Source organism: Rossellomorea aquimaris (assembly GCF_008180865.1).
Lineage (GTDB): Bacteria > Bacillota > Bacilli > Bacillales > Bacillaceae_B > Rossellomorea > Rossellomorea yichunensis.
In genome coordinates this window covers 402,509-418,105 of record NZ_VTEX01000002.1, presented here as the reverse complement: position 1 = coordinate 418,105, position 15,597 = coordinate 402,509, and the positions used below count along the sequence as shown (strand labels likewise).

Genomic DNA, 15,597 nt, shown 5'->3' with positions numbered 1-15,597 from the left:
AGGTACCTGTCCCTTTGACCTTAAAAAACCCGCATGGATTCCAACAATCCATGCGGGTTTCATATGTTTTAAAATTAGTTCAGTTCTTCAAGGAATGCTTTTTTAAACACATCCAGAAGATATTCCAGTGTGATTGGATCACTATACGTGATCGCTTTCGTATCTAATTCTATGACTCTATTGTTTTGAACGGCAGGGATGTTCTTCCATGTCTGTGTTTCCAGGAATGAACCGTCACCGTCCTGATTTTTACTTAGGACGATATAATCTCCCGCGAACTCTGGAAGGACTTCTGTGCTCAGTGCAAAGTAGCCTGGTTCTAATGCATTTTCTTTCACTTTATCAGGCATTTCGAGTTTCATGGTTTGATATAATAATTCGGTGCCCCGAGCCCAGTTGTTTCCAAATACATAAGCCGACTTCGTATCGTATTCAAAGACCGATACAGTGGCATCCTCACCGATCTTTTCTTTGATCTCTTTCCCGGCTTCTTCTGCACGGGTAGTGAACTCCTCCACCCAATCTTTGGCTTCCTGCTCTTTATTGAGGAGCTTACCGATTTCGATTTGCTGTTCCAAGTAGTCCAGTTTCCCCCACGTGTAGGCCACCGTAGGAGCGATTTCACTCATCTTATCAATATTTTTCGAATGGGATCCAACGATGATCAGGTCTGGCTCAAGCTCAACGATTTTCTCGATGTTTTCCTCTGATACTACTTCAATTCCCTCCAGCTTCTCTTGAAACAGGGGATTCATATTTGTCCATTCATCGACTCCGACAATTTCACCTTCCAAGGCAAGCACGTTTGGAGCGTTGGAAAGCGCCACAATGCGGGTAGGATTCGCAGGTACCTCAACAGGACCGGTTTCAGATTGATATGTAATGGTTTCTGATGCTGATTTCTGATTAGTATTCTCTTCCTTTTGTTCAGTCTTTGATGTCTCGGTGCTGCCACAAGCCTGAAGGATGAGGATGGCGATGAGGAGAAATGGGATGAGTATTTTTTTCAATTTGTTTTCCTTCTTTCTAATTAATAGTGATAATCATTCTCAATATAGTTCTAAATATACAGAGAATGATTATCATTGTCAATACAATTTGACAGTGATTCTAAAGTTTGGGTTTGGATGATGACTTTAATGGGAGGGGGCATTTAAAAAAGAATCGTTAGCGGTCTAGTATCGTTACATCTGGTTTAACGTGGAGCTCTTTGATATCATATACAAAATATGGATAGTTTTTCGATGTTAAGGCGGTGAAATAAATTGATTGATCAAATAAAAAAACTAGTGGAGCATTCAACGGAGGACGAAGTGAAATCCCTGCTATTCCACATGCTGTTACGAATCAATATGGCGCAAGAAACAGAGCAAGACCAGCTGGTAATAGATCTTAAGAACACCTATCAGAATTTTGTGGAGTATAAAAGAAGTCAGGCTGTGACGGAAAAGACCTATGAAGCCGTCCATATCTTGTTTGGAGATTCTGCATCCGGCAGTTTGAAAATGACCTTAAAAGAAAGGGATGTGGGAGACGCTAAGGTGCTCGCTTTTTCGGATGTGTTCTCCATCGGTCCCATATGGAAACTGCATGAAGAACGGGGGATTCATCACCGGTATGAATGGCTCGAAAATCATATTCTTTTTGAAGGTGATGAACTAGCGGAATGCCATGAAATGTTCAATGAAACGATTTCGGAGATTGAGGCGATTCCTGACCATATCCCCATTACAATTTGGGTCGGGGGAAATGCTCACGAACAAACTGCTCTGCGATATGTTCTATATCTATTAAAAGGGAAGCAAAACGTTCTGTATATCATGAATACAACTCATTCTCATACCTTGCACACTGGAGAACTTTCACCAGAAAAAATGGGTATGATGTATGAACATGTTTCTGCTCCATTGAATAAAGAACAAAGAATAGCTTACGAAGAGGAGTGGCAAGAGCTGTCTGCCACACAGGAAGTCTTGAGAATCTGGGAGAATGGCGAAATAAAAAGAGTCCGGGAAGATTATTTTGATGAGTACATCATCCATACAGCGGAAAAACTGCATAAAGAGTTGGAGAATCATGGGTTCATGAAATCAGCTCGACTTATAGGTGAAGTGCTGGGACATGTGGAACAATATATCGATGACGGATATTTTGAGTATCGAGTAAGGTATTTAATCATGAATGGCGTATTTGAGATCAAAGGGGTCCCAAAAGCGATGAGGTTTTATAGTGTGAAACGTAAATAAAATGGGCGGTCTTTCACGCCCATAACTAATCCTGCAGTTTCTTATCCAGCTTGTCAGAAATGCTTTTCAGGATCCGGTTCTTCTCTTGCTGGATCTTCAGGAATTTCATCAAGAACCAGATGATGAATATAATGGGGGCCAGGTAAAATATAACGGTCAATAACGGGAAAATGCTAAACAGAACATCATTGGACATGGATTGGTCTCCTCTCGATTATTGGATAATTATAACATATGTACGGGTGAATGATTCTTTAATTTAAACAAGGAGGAGAAAGGTTGAGTCCAACGGAAATAACTCATTTGGAAAATGAAAAGGGTGACGAATTATTTTAGAGACTATCTTTGGAATCATCATTGTATTGTTTATATTGGGGTTATGTTTTGTAATCATATTTTGGAGTTTACTATCTTTATATAAAGGTTTAAACAAGTCGAATAATAATGAAATTGAATATTTAAAACAGCGGGTGGAGGTTCTTGAAAGGGAAATCTATCACAAATAAGAAGGGCAGTTCCCATTCTCTGATGAAGCAGATATCTAAAAGGAGAGGTTTCTAATGATATGGTTATTATCATTACCCCTATTATTTTAGTAGCAAGTATTGCAATCTATTACGAGAGAAAGTCTGGAATGACGCCGCCGGATTTATCTGAACATGCTATGAAAATAGATGAAGTAGATAAAATCTCCAAAATGAACAAAAACTCCGGCTCTTCAAATTAAAAATACAAATAAAAATGGTCAGCAGCTAAAAGCCCTGACCATTTTCCAATTAACCTTCTATACTTGCTTGAGGCTTCGCTTCTCCATCAGCACTAGATTCTAAAGCAGTGGACAGTATCACAAGCATACTCCCCAACCCAATCCACACAAGCGTCGCCACAGATGAACTCCACGTCAATCCTTTTCCGAAGAAGAACAATTCACGTAAACCTTCTACCATGAATCGCATTGGCAGCCATGAATAAAACCAATCGCGATAAAACGAAGACATCATTTCAGGAGCCATGGCAAGCAGTGGTGCCCCGAAGAATAGCATCAAAACAAATAGGGGCATGCCTTTAAGTCCGATCAGTGAAAGAATGCTTGAGATCATGAGATAAAAGCTGAATGACGTCAGACTCAGGAACAAGGCGGTATCGGTCATATCCGGGATAGTGAATCCGATCAGCCCCTCAGCCATCCAGGTTAAGGCAAATCCGACGACAAGGGCGACTATCGCACCGATCAGGATTTGGAGAAACTTTGCTGAAAGCTTTTCTTTTCGATTGGAGGTGGATAATTTGCTGACAGCGAGATAGATGATTGCTGCACTTGCCATGCTTGCCATCCAAAGTGGCTGGAATAGTGACACAGGAGCGTTCCCATTTGCGCTATTCGTCCCGATTTCATTCACGTTGGTCACGTTTTTCGTAATCGGGTTGACCAGGCTTGAGACTTGTTTTGGCGACAAGGTGACACCTTGCTTCTCAAATTCATCAAGGAGCTGGGCGCGAACACTGTTGTTCATATTGTCGACGATTCCATTCACCATTTGTCCTGCAGCAGTTGCAGCCATCGTATTCATCCCATGATTAATGTAAATCTCCACTTCAGGGGAAGTTGGTTCCGATGTTCGTAAAGAAGCCTGCTTCGCACTAAAATCTTCCGGAATGACGAGTGCTGCGTAATACTCTTGGTTATCTAACCCTTTTTGTACAGCTTCTGTGTTTTTTACTTCAATCCATTTCATTGCAGGGTCTTCATCCGTATTTGATTTTGACATCGTTAGGATCTTTTCAAGCAGTGTTTCGCCCATATTCATCTTTGGTTGATCCGGGATCTGTACACCTTGATCTTCATTCACAATCGCAATCGGCAAATTCTTAGGTTGAGGCTGAACCGATGGGAACAGGGTCAGGGAGAAAATAAAGATAATGGCCAATGCAATGAGAGGTGAGGCCAGCACCAGTTTGTTTTTGAAGATATTCATATGTTTGAACCTCCGTTTAGGAAAAATAAAAAAGGAGTGAGTAATCACTCACAAATAATATTACTCCCTTTTTTCGGGAAGTCAATAAAAAAGTGAGTAATCACTTTTTTAAATTGTGGGTCAGTCCCTTTTCCTCATCCACCCGCCAATCGCCACACAATTAACATAAATCACCTAATCCACTACCCGGCCCTTCCTGTTATAGTTATAGTACAATGATGTTGAATGGAAGTAGACATGTCTATTAATCTAGCGATGGTAGGGGAAATCAATCATGACACTGAAAAAGATAAAGAGCATCCTGTTTATGCTGCTTGGCTCGATATCCCTGGTGTTCGGGATTGCCGGCACTGTGCTTCCGGTTCTGCCGGGTGGCCCGTTTTACTTATTTGCCGCGTTTTGCTTTGCTAAAAGCTCCAAGCGGATCGATCGTTGGTTTAAAAGCACAGTCATATATGATAAATATGTTCTCGCCCTCCTTCAAAAGAAGGGGATGACCCGGAAAGAGAAAATCAGGATCAACGTGACGGCTGATTTCTTTATTCTGCTCTCAGTAGTGTTCGTGGATATCTTGTTTGTACGGATCATCTTAATCGGGCTAGCTTTATATAAGCATTATTATTTTATAAAAAAAATCGAAACGATATATCCGGAGTCGTATCAGGTGGAGAAAAGCCAGTGATCTATGGGATTACGGGCTTGTAGTGAACCAAGGAGTTACTGGGGACAATGCTGAAAAGATATCAATTAAAAAGCGATTTCAGAGGGTTCAAAAAAGGGGCCCACTTCTATTTGATTGCTGAATCGGAGTATATCGGCATCAAGGAATATGTTTTACGAACGATAGACTTATCCACGAGATTGATTATCTCAGAAAGGGAAATGGAGAAATATTTTATCCCTTTGAAATGACTAAAGACCCGTCAATGAGACGGGTCCTTTTTTTATGACAAGATAAAGAACATTCGACAACCTGGCATGATTATGGACGAAAGTGGCATGATAAATGGAATTCCCGCACGATTTTTCTAGAACCGGCATGATTCCTTCAATTCCGGCATAAATGTACTCGAAACCGGCATGATTCATAAGCGAAGGTTCCATAATCAATCCCAAGACCGGCCTGAGCACTCATGAAACATTAATTCCCCAGCTAAAACAGTTAAAATATCGATAAGATTGAGGGGATATGCAAAGAAACTTTACCTGTTCTCCTTAAATGTAGCCAAGCCCCTTTAGTCATTATATGAATAGGTGTTGCCCAACGCAAAAACATTTGAAATAATTGACATTAAGAAAACATAAAAAGTAAGGAGGGGGAAATCAAATGATGTATTTCTTTATTTTCATCGGAATTCTAGTCTTTTACTTTGCAATTAGGATTTGGATCGGTTCCAGGAAGATGGAGTTCTATGGAGATAGCATCAAGAATACGTCCCGAAATCCCAGAGATGAAGCATACGAAAAGTCCGCACGGCATTCCCAGCAAGCCATGAATTCGAATCATCATTCAGGTGGAGGTCCTAATGGTTAAGGAGAAGTTTCATTTGAAAAGAATCATGATTACTCTTGTAACCTTGATCACAGTCCTTTCATTGTTAGGATGTGCGGATGATGGAACAGGAATCATTGAAAGTGAGAAAGCTGAAGCCATTGCCATGGAACAATTTGAAAAAGATGTAGAGGAACATAATGGTTCAAGCTTTAAAAAAATCAGTATGGATGACGTGGAACTCCTTTCAAAAGAAACCCATTTCAGTAGTGATTCAAAGGCTTGGGAAATCACGTTTAATTATAAGGATGGGCTAAATAGGGAAGGCATAGTATCCAATTCGATTGCTCATTACAGTGTAGGTCCTGGGGGAGAAATCATAAAAAAGTCAACTTCATTCAAATGAAAGACGCAAGGACCGAGCATCTTTTGAGTGGTTCTTGCGTTCTTTTTTGAGGACGGCGGACTTCATCAAGAAAATTCGACACGGAGGATCAAATATCTGAAAAAGGGGCTTAATAAATCAAATTCCGGCACGATTAATCTGAAACCGGCATGATTATTTCAAACCCGGCACGATTATAGCCCAAACCGGAATGATTATAGGTCTCCCAGTAAAGAGAAGCTGGATCACATACTAAAATAAGATTCAACTATGTCCAAAGAAGGAATCCACTCCCAAAAACAAGTATATATATCAAAGAACTAAAAAAATCGCATAAACAGGATGTGAACGATGTTGAATAAATGGATGCTCCCCACCCTGATCGGAATCATGGCAGCCCTCTATATATGGATCATTCCGACAGAGCCATTAGCATTGAAAATCGTCTTTAAGCTGATCCCGATGCTACTCATCATTTTCTACGCATTCCGTCAGCTGCCCGCAAAACCAGCACCGGCCATGTGCCTCATCGTCATCGGCTTGTTTTTCTGCATGTTGGGCGACGGGTTTATTGCCGTGTCATTTGTTGCCGGACTTGGATCTTTCCTCATCGGACATGTCTTCTATTTGATGGGATTTATCAATATGTCCAGTATGAACAAGACACGCTTCGCCGCATTACTGCCGATTGCATTGTATTCCTTCTTCATCGGCCGACAACTGATTTCCGCGCTCCAAACTGAAGGGAATGATGGACTCGTGATCCCCGTCGTTGCCTACATGCTGGTTATTTCCCTGATGGCTTTAACCGCCATCCTGACTGGTAACCTATGGGCAAATGCAGGCAGCATCCTGTTTGTTATCTCTGACTCGATTCTGTCATGGAATATGTTTGTGTCAGCCATTCCTTATTCGGATGTTTTGATCATGACAACCTACTACTCGGCGCAGTTCCTGATTGCGGGAAGCCTCGCAAGCTTAGGGGAGTCAGTCAGGCATGAAGAGGGAAAAAGGTTGAACATATAATTAGCGTTTGCGCCTGTCGAGGGGGTCTCGCCAGGTGTGTTTTTTTTGTCAAATTATGAAATAATCCAAACTTTTTCTATAGTGAAAACGTCTTATTTAGTGAAGATACATACAAAGCAGGTGAGTGTTTGAAACCCGGAACTGTTTCTAAAGCCGAGAAGGATCGACTACTTGAGAAAGCCATGACGGAATACGGAAATGATGTGTATTACATTGTTTATTCCTATGTGAAGGAACACAGCCTGGCGGAAGATCTGACTCAAGAGATCTTCATCAAGTTTTATCAAAAGATGGATACCTTTCGCGAGGATTCCACCCTTAAAACATGGATCATCAGCGTGGCCGTCAATCATTGCAAAGATTATTTAAGACGGTGGGATACACGTATGGTCAGTATATCGAATAAAATCAATGACATGGTCAAAGGAAAGATGGGCGCGCCGGAACAAACCGTGATCGAGAAGGAAAAGAATTCTGAACTCATCCAGAGCGTGTTGTCCCTTCCCATCAAGTATCGGGAGGTCATCTTTCTATATTATTTTGAAGAAATGAAGCTATCTGATATCGGGGCCTGTATGGATTTGAACACCAATACGGTGAAGACCAGATTAACAAGAGGGAAAGCGCTGCTCGGTTCAACGATTAAACGGAACGAGGTGTATAACAATGGATGAGCTTAAACGATTGCGAGGTCTGATGAAAGAAGAGACCTTCAAAGAGCATGGTTTTACCAATAAGATGAGGGAGAACATTCTGAATGAGGTTCATTCGAAACCTTCATCCAAAGCCTTTTCATTCAATATAAAACCGATATTCGCTCCGTTGATGTCCTTTGTATTTGTTGCCGCATGCCTCTCTCTATTCGTTTATTTCGGTGGAACACAATTGGGACTCTTTGACGGGAATAACGCCAGTGCCCCTTTTTATCAATACGAGGCCAAAGATCGTCCTGAATCCCTTGGCGCAGAATTCAAGTTTCTCACAAAGGCCCCATTTGAAGTAGCGGAGGTCACAACCAAAACAAGTGAGGATCCTTCAGGGGAAATAGAATTGGTGAACTTGACCGGTAAGGAAAGACAAATAATCAAACTGACGTTTCAATCCATTGAACCAGGAACCAATCTGACACTATACCAGGAAGAAGTGAAAGTCGGCCAATCCAAAGGAAGCTATTACGAGTCAGAAGGTCCGGAAAAGGTCAACCGACTGATATGGATTGAAGGGGATACCATTAAATATGAAATGGAATACTTGCCCGGGGGATCTGACATTACTTTATCCAAGAAAGACATGATTAAGATGGCGGAGTCGTTTCGTTAATTAAAAAAGGAAAGGATGATGGTTCCAAACCCATCATCCTTTCCCCTTAATATGTTCCATACAAAACCTTAACGATATTTCCGTACTTGTTGTAGGTCACTTCTTTCCACTGATTCCCGCCGTTTGCACTTCGATACATGATGATGAAATTACTGCCTGAAGCTCTCCAATAATACTCTATCCAGGTGACTCCCCCTTGGCCGCCGCCATCTTCTATGACCTTTGTGCCATCATTCTCGGATGCGAATGTCTGCGTCACTCCTACGGCAGCACCAGTAGATAGGACCAGTGAACATGCAACCACATACTTTACTGAACATTGAAGGAAACCTATCACGATTGCCATCCCCTTTTTGTTAATAAATGTAATTATATATAGACAATCATACTATGAATTTCGATATTAAGTGTAGGTCGTTTTGTCTATGATTTGGGGGTGATGACCTTTAAATAGGACGATTACTTTATGATTCTTGTTGCAGTATTAATATTTTAATAATTCAAATTCACTTCATTCTGTGATTGTGATGTCATCAAAGTGATGAATAAAGGATTGTGTGATCTTAAATATTTTGAAATAATTGGTATTAAGTTGAAAGACAGTTGTTAAGAATTCATTGAATTGAGGTGGAGTTGTGTCTAAATCCTTTTGGCTACCGTTAATTGCTGCAATTGGAACCATGGTATTGCTATATGTAATTGGTTTTATAGGAAATATAGAATTCCTTGTATTCAAGATTTCACTCTCCAACACTGAAATTGCTTTACTACCAATCGCTATCGGGATAGTAGTGGCAATGGTTAGTGACCGGATTGTTAAATCCAGGTCTCTAGAATAGGGGGAATCATCGGGACGGTTCTTCTGCCTTCTGAAGAGAAAGAACCGTCCAGCAGGCGTTTTATTCCGTAATTCAAGATTTATACTAAAATATAGGGTCAAAATACTGAAGGTTTGTTCGTTCTACATTCTTATTTAGGAAGCAGTAGTCTTGACAAATAAATCCATTTAAGGATATTGTGGATATAATAAATCTACAATAGAGGTGTTAACATGAAATTTTCAAAAGCGACTAATTATGCTTTACACACCATGCTTGCTCTCGTTACTGCTTCTTCGAGTGAGCCTATAGGTGTCCAGAAACTGGCAGAATCCCAAGGTGTTTCAACAACTTATCTGTCCAAGATTTTAACCAAGCTCGTAAAAGCAGGAATGATTGAATCAATTTCTGGAGCTCATGGAGGTTATCGATTATCTCGTCTAAAAGATGAGATTACATTTTTAGATATCATTCACGCCATAGAAGGTACAGCTTCCTTATTTGAATGTGATTTTGTTCATGGAGATGAATGTTTAATTCAAGCTGAAATGAAAGAAGCAGAAGAGAAGATGAAGCAACATTTAAAAGAAATTAACTTAGTGGACATCGCTCAAAAGCAAATGGGAGTTTAACACAAGTTATTTTTTAATTTTTCTTTAAAGAGGAATCTTTTTCATTTAATAATAGATATCATGTATCTAATGTATTTCAGGGAGGGGAAATGATGAATTTTTCTACCCTCTTAAGAGCTCCATCAATCTATATACCTTTTATTCTTTAAAAAGGAATCTTATGTTTAATTACAGACATAAAATATCTATATTATCTATTTAGGTGGTGTAATGTATGATTTATGAATGTGCGATTATTGGTGGTGGCCCTGCAGGGTTGAATGCAGCCCTTGTACTGGGGAGAGCAAGACGAAGTGTAGCATTGATTGATAATAATCAGCCTAGAAATGCTGTGACACATGCCTCTCACGGTTTCATTACAAGAGACGGTATAACACCATCCGAATTCCGTCGTATTGCTTATAGAGAAGTGTTGAATTACCCTTCTGTCAATCATCTACAAACTGAGATCGTTTCAGTCAACAAAACAGCTATGGGATATGAAGTAGTTGATATATCAGGAATTCGTATTCAGGCAAAAAAATTAATTGTGGCAACAGGGGTAAAAGAGATTTTTCCTCACATCGAGGGCTTTTATTCGTTCTATGGAAAAAGTTTGTTTAATTGTCCTTATTGTGATGGATGGGAACTGCAGGATCAGCCGATTTTCGTTGTTTCCGAAAATCCATCTATCTTCCATATGGCGAAGCTGCTCTACAATTGGAGTAAAGATTTGGTGGTTTGTACAAATGGTCTTACACTTTTATCGGAAGTGCAAAAAAAGCAACTGCAATCAAAAGGGATTACTGTGGTAGAGAAACCCATTCTAGCCTTTATCGGCCAAAACGGTAGATTGGAGCATATTCGCTTTACAGATGGAACTCACACTGCGAGAGCTGGAGGCTTTGTCATGCCACAATTTGTTCAAAGCGCGCCGTTCAGAGACCAGCTGGGGTATGAAATGACAAAGTCGGGTGGGATCAAAACAGATGAATCAGGAAGAACCTCAATACCTGGTTTGTATTCTGCTGGAGATGCTTCCTATGTAAAACCATCTCAAGTGGTTTTTGCTGCAGCTGATGGGAGCCGTATTGCTATGACCGTTAATATGGATTTAACAGAAGAAGAGTTTGAATGACATCAAAGCCTTTTAAAGATTGTTTTAGTCTATGTATTTCCCTAGTCGTTAGCTCACCATTTTGTTCATTCTAAGATTGTATATTGAAAAATTCATTTCCTTGGACTTCTTGCTAATGAACATTGTCGATATGATGCAAAGTAGTTCTTTACAATACACTTAAGAAAAAGGTGAAAGAAATGAATCGTTTTGCAATATATTTGCTAGCTTTAGGAGCCTTTGGAGTTGGAACAGCAGAATTTGTTGTTTCTGGAATTTTAGAAATGATTTCAGGGGATTTAGGCGTTTCGATCTCAATGACTGGGCAATTAGTTACCATATATGCTTTATCCCATGCAATAGGTGCACTAGTGCTTGTTATGCTGACTGCAAAATACGAAAGAAAAAAAGTGTTAATGTTTTCAATGCTTGTTTTTGTTATTGGAAATATCATTGCCTTTTTCAGTATTAATTTCGGTGTACTTATGTTTTCACGCATTGTCTTGGCAATAAGTGGAGGTTTGTATTTTGTTGTGGCAACCAGTTATGCAGCACAACTTGCTCAGTCCACAAAGCGGGGTAGTGCAATTGCAACGGTTATTACCGGTTTTACCGTTTCTTTAATCTTAGGTGTACCAATTGGAACATTAATTGCTGCTTATATGGATTGGCGTTATATCTTTCTGTTTATTGCTGTCGTTACACTGTTCAATTTAGTGCTTCTAAATAAGTTCATTCCAAAATTAGCTGGAAATAAACCGACTTCGTTAAAGCAGCAATTGTCATTGATTCTAGACAAACAAATCATAACCGGTTTATTAACAACGGTATTTTGGATTCTTGGCTATACAATGGTATTTACTTACATTGCACCACTTTTAAGTAGTTTAGCTGGCTTCTCTATAGAAGAAATTAGTACCGCTCTTTTAGTGCTTGGTTTGTTTGCTTTCATAGGCTCACGTGTCGGCGGATATGCCGTTGATAGATGGGGACCAGTTCGTACTATCTCTGCCAGTTTAATCGTTCACTCAATAATCTTAATGATTTTCACTTCTATACCTACATCAACGATAGGTATTCTTCTTGCCATTATGATTTGGGGAACATCTGCATGGTTAACCACTCCTGCAAATCAATTTTACTTAATTTCTTTGAAACCGCAGTCATCAGAAATTGTTTTAAGTTTCAATACGGCTCTAATGAATATTGGTATGACGTTAGGCGCTGGCTTAGGAGGAGTGGTAATTGAATATACATCTGTCTTGAATTTAGGGTGGATTGCGGGATTAACAGTATTACTAGCGTTATTAACTGCATCTATTTCGTTTGGATTGGATAAAAGGAGAAAAGAAAACTTTGTGAATAGTTGATTTATAAATGCCTAGAATAGTATTGATTCATAATAACCTTTTCTTGTTCAACAACGAGTGCGAGAGTTATATAAGTACGATCCAGCTTCAACAGCCTTTGATCTTCAACAATCGGGCGCGTTTATCGGGCCCAATTATAGTTTAATAGAAGGAAATATTGGAATTCGGTGAAGTGCTATGGCTGTGCATACAAGCAATTCCACCACCTATATTTGATTGTCACTCATTAATAAGATAAATTGAGCCTTGCAAATTTGATCATCTGCCCCATAAAAAGGAAATATCGATTATCTAGCTAAAGTTAAGTCTTATTTTCAAACATTTACAAATTTTTCTTTCAGGAGGTTTAAAACATGCAACAGCGTACAGTTGGTATTTTACTATTTAACGATGTAGAAGTTTTGGATTTTGCAGGACCATTTGAAGTTTTTTCTGTAGCGACTTTACCTACTTCAAATGAAAAGCCGTTTGTTGTTAAAACAATATCTGAAAATGGAGATTTGGTTACGGCAAGGAATGGTTTGAAAGTTGTTCCTGATTTTAGTTTAGCTAACCATCCTTCATTAGATATCGTGATTATTCCTGGAGGGTATGGTGCTGAACAGATTGAAATAAACAATCCTACTATCATTGAATGGATTAAAGCCCAGCAATCAAGAACAGAGTTTCTGACTTCAGTCTGTACGGGTGCGCTGCTTCTTGCAAAAGCAGGAATTCTTGATGGAAGAAAAGCGACAACGCATTGGATGGATATTGATCGATTAAAACATGAATTTCCTAATGTATCAGTCCAGCGTGATGTTAAATTTGTCGATGAAGGATCAATTATAACATCTGGTGGAATATCAGCAGGAATTAATATGTCGTTTCACCTGATATCTCGACTTCATGGAAAAGATGTAGCTGTAGAGACAGCAAAACGAATGGAGTATGAAATTAAGTTGTAACTTTCCCTATTAAAATGAGGTGGCATCAATGATATTAGTGAGTTCGTGTTTAGCAGGTTTTCAAGTAAGATATAACGGTTCACATTGTCTAGATCATAAGATTAGTAAACTAATAGAAGGGAATAAGGCAATACCTATATGCCCGGAGTTGCTTGGCGGATTTTCAACTCCCAGAGAACCTGCTGAAATAATAGGTGGTAACGGGGATGATGTATTAGATGGAAAAGCGAAAGTAGTCGAGAAATCAGGTAGAGACGTTACGGAGATGTACTTAAAAGGGGCATATGCTACATTAAAAAAGGCCAAAGAGGCTCATGCAGAGGTAGTTGTTCTTAAAGAATATAGCCCCTCGTGTGGAAGTGCAATGATTTATAATGGTGAATTTAAAAGCAAGAAAATTATTGGAAATGGAGTCACGACTGCATTACTTAAAAGAAACGGAATACAAGTCATTTCTGAAGAACAACTTTTTCTATAATCTCAGTTGAGTTAAATTGAGTTATTTTCCATCCGGCATTCAGGGGATTTCACGAAACTTTTTCAAGATTCAAACGTATATTCAATAACATGAAAATGGATTTACTTCCAACTGGGGAATGAGGATGCAAATATATTATGCTATGTTGATAATAGGTGCAGTATTATTATTGATTGGTGTTTTTTGGTTTATTTATATGTTCAAGGAAAAAGAATTTACTCTTTCCAATACATGTAAAGCTCTTTTTTTATTAATATTCAGCGGTCTGTTGCTAATTATAACTCTCCCTAGCTTAAAATATATGTTATTCCAAGAGTACGATGTTGTAAAAGGGAGTTGCACGATCGAGATAGATTCATCTGGGAGAACCAGTGAAGCATCATTTAAAATGGATGATTCCTCCGATGTTTTTTATTTCAGAGATATCCCCGACTTGGATTCTTATGGAAGGGCAGTTCCGTACTATTGTGAGCTCACAGTCACAAAGGATCATGAGTTTGAAATAAGTTATAAAATCTATGATTCTACTACGAGGGAACTTATCCAAACAAGTGAATAGTTATATTTGCAATTCACAAATACGGACGAACCAATGTTTTAGTTATTCTGTAAGTGGTTCAAGATGCGGAGGCTTATCCAGAAAAGGGTAAGCTTCTTTTTAATGGTCAGAGCGATTGCTAAGAAAATTGAAACTTTTACCATTATTGTACGTATAGATGATTACGGAGGAGGTTGGGTCATGAAAAAAATCATGGGCATTACCATTTTAGCATCTGTCATTGTTCTGGCCGCAGGCTGTAGCTCTCCAAAGGAAAGTGATGAGAGTGTGAAGACCATCCAAACTTTTTTGGAGAAAGAATTCACAGGACCTAATGACGAACTATCGTACGCTCTAGAACAAGATGATGCATTTCCGCCTGAATTAGAAGAGTATGTACAAGAAAACTATAAGCCGCTGGTTATGAATTGGGAAGATATGATTAATACCAATCACATTTTGTTATTTCAAAGAGTTGCATATGAAAATGGGTACCAATTGAAACCAACGAATATTGATATACAAAAGGATCAAGACCAAGCTTATGATTATGAAGTCGAAGTGGAATACAGGAAAGACGGCCAAACCGACACTGCTACGATCACAGCAAGAATGAACCTCAATGACGATGGCAAGATTGTAACCATTCGAAATATGAATGATGATGGTTTATTAGAAAAAATGGAACAGTAAAAAAAGAGAGATGTTAATAATGCGTAGGGACGGTTCTTTGTTTTTTTGTTATTAGGAGGGATCAGAACTGTCCTGACGCTTCCTTGAGGTGAATAAATGACAATCAAAGGGCTTAATCATTTTCTATTTTCAGTTACCGATTTAGAAACGTCCATTGAGTTTTATCAGAAAATATTCGATGCAAAATTATTAGTAAAGGGAAGAAAAACGGCTTACTTGGATGTACAGGGAATGTGGTTTGCCCTTAATGTAGAGAACGACATCCCCCGCAATGAAATACATCAATCCTACACACATGTTGCCTTTTCCATTGAAGATAAGGATTTTGACAGTATGTACGACAAACTAAAGAAATTAAATGTAAATATCTTGTCAGGTCGCCAGAGAGATAAAAGAGATAAAGAGTCTATCTATTTTACGGACCCAGATGGCCATAAATTTGAATTTCATACAGGGACATTACAAGACAGATTGGATTACTATAGAGAAGAGAAGACGCATATGAAGTTTTTTGATTAAAAGGGTGGCGATGATAGGAGGGCGAAAACTACATAACAGTGATCTGCTGGAATGGTGAGTT

Annotated in this window: 23 protein-coding genes; 18 read left to right on the top strand and 5 right to left on the bottom strand. The window is 39.1% G+C overall.

The annotated features are described in order from the left end of the window. Positions 1 to 74: 74 nt before the first annotated feature. Positions 75 to 1,010, bottom strand: a complete 936-nt coding sequence (locus tag FZC88_RS09645) for an iron-hydroxamate ABC transporter substrate-binding protein (RefSeq protein WP_148994625.1) — start codon at positions 1,008 to 1,010, stop codon at positions 75 to 77. Positions 1,011 to 1,265: 255 nt separating this feature from the next. On the opposite strand from FZC88_RS09645, the gene FZC88_RS09640 reads away from it, so the two are divergent. Continuing rightward, positions 1,266 to 2,246, top strand: coding sequence for a DUF1835 domain-containing protein (locus FZC88_RS09640; RefSeq protein ID WP_148994624.1), 981 nt, complete (start codon positions 1,266 to 1,268; stop codon positions 2,244 to 2,246). A 25-nt stretch (positions 2,247 to 2,271) separates the two neighbouring features. On the opposite strand, the gene FZC88_RS23975 is transcribed toward FZC88_RS09640, so the two are convergent. Next, positions 2,272 to 2,442, bottom strand: coding sequence for a hypothetical protein (locus tag FZC88_RS23975; protein ID WP_187443565.1), 171 nt, complete (start codon positions 2,440 to 2,442; stop codon positions 2,272 to 2,274). A 369-nt stretch (positions 2,443 to 2,811) separates the two neighbouring features. On the opposite strand from FZC88_RS23975, the gene FZC88_RS23970 reads away from it, so the two are divergent. Continuing rightward, on the top strand, positions 2,812 to 2,973 hold the full coding sequence (locus tag FZC88_RS23970; RefSeq protein WP_187443221.1) for a hypothetical protein: 162 nt from the start codon (positions 2,812 to 2,814) through the stop codon (positions 2,971 to 2,973). Between the two features lie 49 nt (positions 2,974 to 3,022). On the opposite strand, the gene FZC88_RS09635 is transcribed toward FZC88_RS23970, so the two are convergent. Then, on the bottom strand, positions 3,023 to 4,216 hold the full coding sequence (locus FZC88_RS09635; protein WP_148995147.1) for a YhgE/Pip domain-containing protein: 1,194 nt from the start codon (positions 4,214 to 4,216) through the stop codon (positions 3,023 to 3,025). Positions 4,217 to 4,496: 280 nt separating this feature from the next. Between FZC88_RS09635 and FZC88_RS09630 the strand changes: the two genes are divergently transcribed. Together FZC88_RS09630 and FZC88_RS09625 are read left to right on the top strand one after the other, a co-directional pair. Next, complete coding sequence (locus FZC88_RS09630) at positions 4,497 to 4,904, top strand: YbaN family protein (protein WP_262371814.1); 408 nt, start codon at positions 4,497 to 4,499, stop codon at positions 4,902 to 4,904. A gap of 47 nt (positions 4,905 to 4,951) precedes the next feature. Further along, positions 4,952 to 5,134 (top strand): hypothetical protein, encoded by a 183-nt coding sequence (locus FZC88_RS09625; RefSeq protein ID WP_262371813.1) that lies wholly within the window; start codon positions 4,952 to 4,954, stop codon positions 5,132 to 5,134. Here the strand turns inward: FZC88_RS09625 and FZC88_RS09620 are convergent, their stop codons facing one another. After that, on the bottom strand, positions 5,135 to 5,326 hold the full coding sequence (locus FZC88_RS09620) for a hypothetical protein (protein WP_148994623.1): 192 nt from the start codon (positions 5,324 to 5,326) through the stop codon (positions 5,135 to 5,137). Between the two features lie 223 nt (positions 5,327 to 5,549). Here FZC88_RS09620 and FZC88_RS09615 point away from each other — a divergent pair, with 223 nt between their 5' ends. The 5 genes from FZC88_RS09615 to FZC88_RS09595 all read left to right on the top strand — a co-directional run bounded on the left by FZC88_RS09615 (position 5,550) and on the right by FZC88_RS09595 (position 8,445). Then, complete coding sequence (locus FZC88_RS09615) at positions 5,550 to 5,756, top strand: hypothetical protein (RefSeq protein WP_148967779.1); 207 nt, start codon at positions 5,550 to 5,552, stop codon at positions 5,754 to 5,756. A 13-nt stretch (positions 5,757 to 5,769) separates the two neighbouring features. Then, complete coding sequence (locus tag FZC88_RS09610; RefSeq protein WP_148967780.1) at positions 5,770 to 6,120, top strand: hypothetical protein; 351 nt, start codon at positions 5,770 to 5,772, stop codon at positions 6,118 to 6,120. Between the two features lie 330 nt (positions 6,121 to 6,450). Continuing rightward, positions 6,451 to 7,125 carry a lysoplasmalogenase gene (locus tag FZC88_RS09605; RefSeq protein ID WP_316247530.1) on the top strand — a complete coding sequence of 225 codons (675 nt, stop codon included), beginning with the start codon at positions 6,451 to 6,453 and terminating at the stop codon, positions 7,123 to 7,125. A gap of 128 nt (positions 7,126 to 7,253) precedes the next feature. Next, complete coding sequence (locus FZC88_RS09600; protein ID WP_148967781.1) at positions 7,254 to 7,799, top strand: sigma-70 family RNA polymerase sigma factor; 546 nt, start codon at positions 7,254 to 7,256, stop codon at positions 7,797 to 7,799. Next, positions 7,792 to 8,445, top strand: coding sequence for a hypothetical protein (locus FZC88_RS09595; protein ID WP_148994622.1), 654 nt, complete (start codon positions 7,792 to 7,794; stop codon positions 8,443 to 8,445). The genes FZC88_RS09600 and FZC88_RS09595 overlap by 8 nt, the downstream gene beginning before the upstream one ends. 46 nt (positions 8,446 to 8,491) lie before the next feature. Here the strand turns inward: FZC88_RS09595 and FZC88_RS09590 are convergent, their stop codons facing one another. Beyond that, positions 8,492 to 8,791 carry a hypothetical protein gene (locus FZC88_RS09590; RefSeq protein ID WP_148967784.1) on the bottom strand — a complete coding sequence of 100 codons (300 nt, stop codon included), beginning with the start codon at positions 8,789 to 8,791 and terminating at the stop codon, positions 8,492 to 8,494. A gap of 289 nt (positions 8,792 to 9,080) precedes the next feature. Here FZC88_RS09590 and FZC88_RS09585 point away from each other — a divergent pair, with 289 nt between their 5' ends. The 9 genes from FZC88_RS09585 (at position 9,081) to fosM (ending at position 15,536) form a co-directional block, all read left to right on the top strand. After that, the gene (locus FZC88_RS09585; RefSeq protein WP_148967785.1) at positions 9,081 to 9,284 is read left to right on the top strand and encodes an ATPase; all 204 of its coding nucleotides are present in this window, start codon (positions 9,081 to 9,083) and stop codon (positions 9,282 to 9,284) included. 212 nt (positions 9,285 to 9,496) lie between these two features. Further along, positions 9,497 to 9,895, top strand: a complete 399-nt coding sequence (locus FZC88_RS09580) for an Rrf2 family transcriptional regulator (protein ID WP_148967786.1) — start codon at positions 9,497 to 9,499, stop codon at positions 9,893 to 9,895. A gap of 214 nt (positions 9,896 to 10,109) precedes the next feature. After that, positions 10,110 to 11,012 carry an NAD(P)/FAD-dependent oxidoreductase gene (locus FZC88_RS09575; RefSeq protein ID WP_148967787.1) on the top strand — a complete coding sequence of 301 codons (903 nt, stop codon included), beginning with the start codon at positions 10,110 to 10,112 and terminating at the stop codon, positions 11,010 to 11,012. 179 nt (positions 11,013 to 11,191) lie between these two features. Then, a complete protein-coding gene (locus FZC88_RS09570) occupies positions 11,192 to 12,361 on the top strand; it encodes an MFS transporter (RefSeq protein ID WP_148994621.1) in 1,170 nt (389 codons plus the stop codon). 353 nt (positions 12,362 to 12,714) lie between these two features. Then, positions 12,715 to 13,308: a DJ-1/PfpI family protein gene (locus FZC88_RS09565; protein WP_148994620.1), complete on the top strand. Its 594-nt coding sequence runs from the start codon at positions 12,715 to 12,717 to the stop codon at positions 13,306 to 13,308. 28 nt (positions 13,309 to 13,336) lie between these two features. Beyond that, on the top strand, positions 13,337 to 13,786 hold the full coding sequence (locus FZC88_RS09560) for a 2-thiouracil desulfurase family protein (RefSeq protein WP_148994619.1): 450 nt from the start codon (positions 13,337 to 13,339) through the stop codon (positions 13,784 to 13,786). A 124-nt stretch (positions 13,787 to 13,910) separates the two neighbouring features. After that, the gene (locus FZC88_RS09555; protein ID WP_148994618.1) at positions 13,911 to 14,345 is read left to right on the top strand and encodes a hypothetical protein; all 435 of its coding nucleotides are present in this window, start codon (positions 13,911 to 13,913) and stop codon (positions 14,343 to 14,345) included. Positions 14,346 to 14,525: 180 nt separating this feature from the next. Then, positions 14,526 to 15,017: a hypothetical protein gene (locus tag FZC88_RS09550; protein ID WP_148994617.1), complete on the top strand. Its 492-nt coding sequence runs from the start codon at positions 14,526 to 14,528 to the stop codon at positions 15,015 to 15,017. A gap of 96 nt (positions 15,018 to 15,113) precedes the next feature. Beyond that, positions 15,114 to 15,536 carry a FosM family fosfomycin resistance protein gene (fosM, locus tag FZC88_RS09545; RefSeq protein WP_148967793.1) on the top strand — a complete coding sequence of 141 codons (423 nt, stop codon included), beginning with the start codon at positions 15,114 to 15,116 and terminating at the stop codon, positions 15,534 to 15,536. The last annotated feature ends 61 nt before the right edge of the window (positions 15,537 to 15,597 follow it).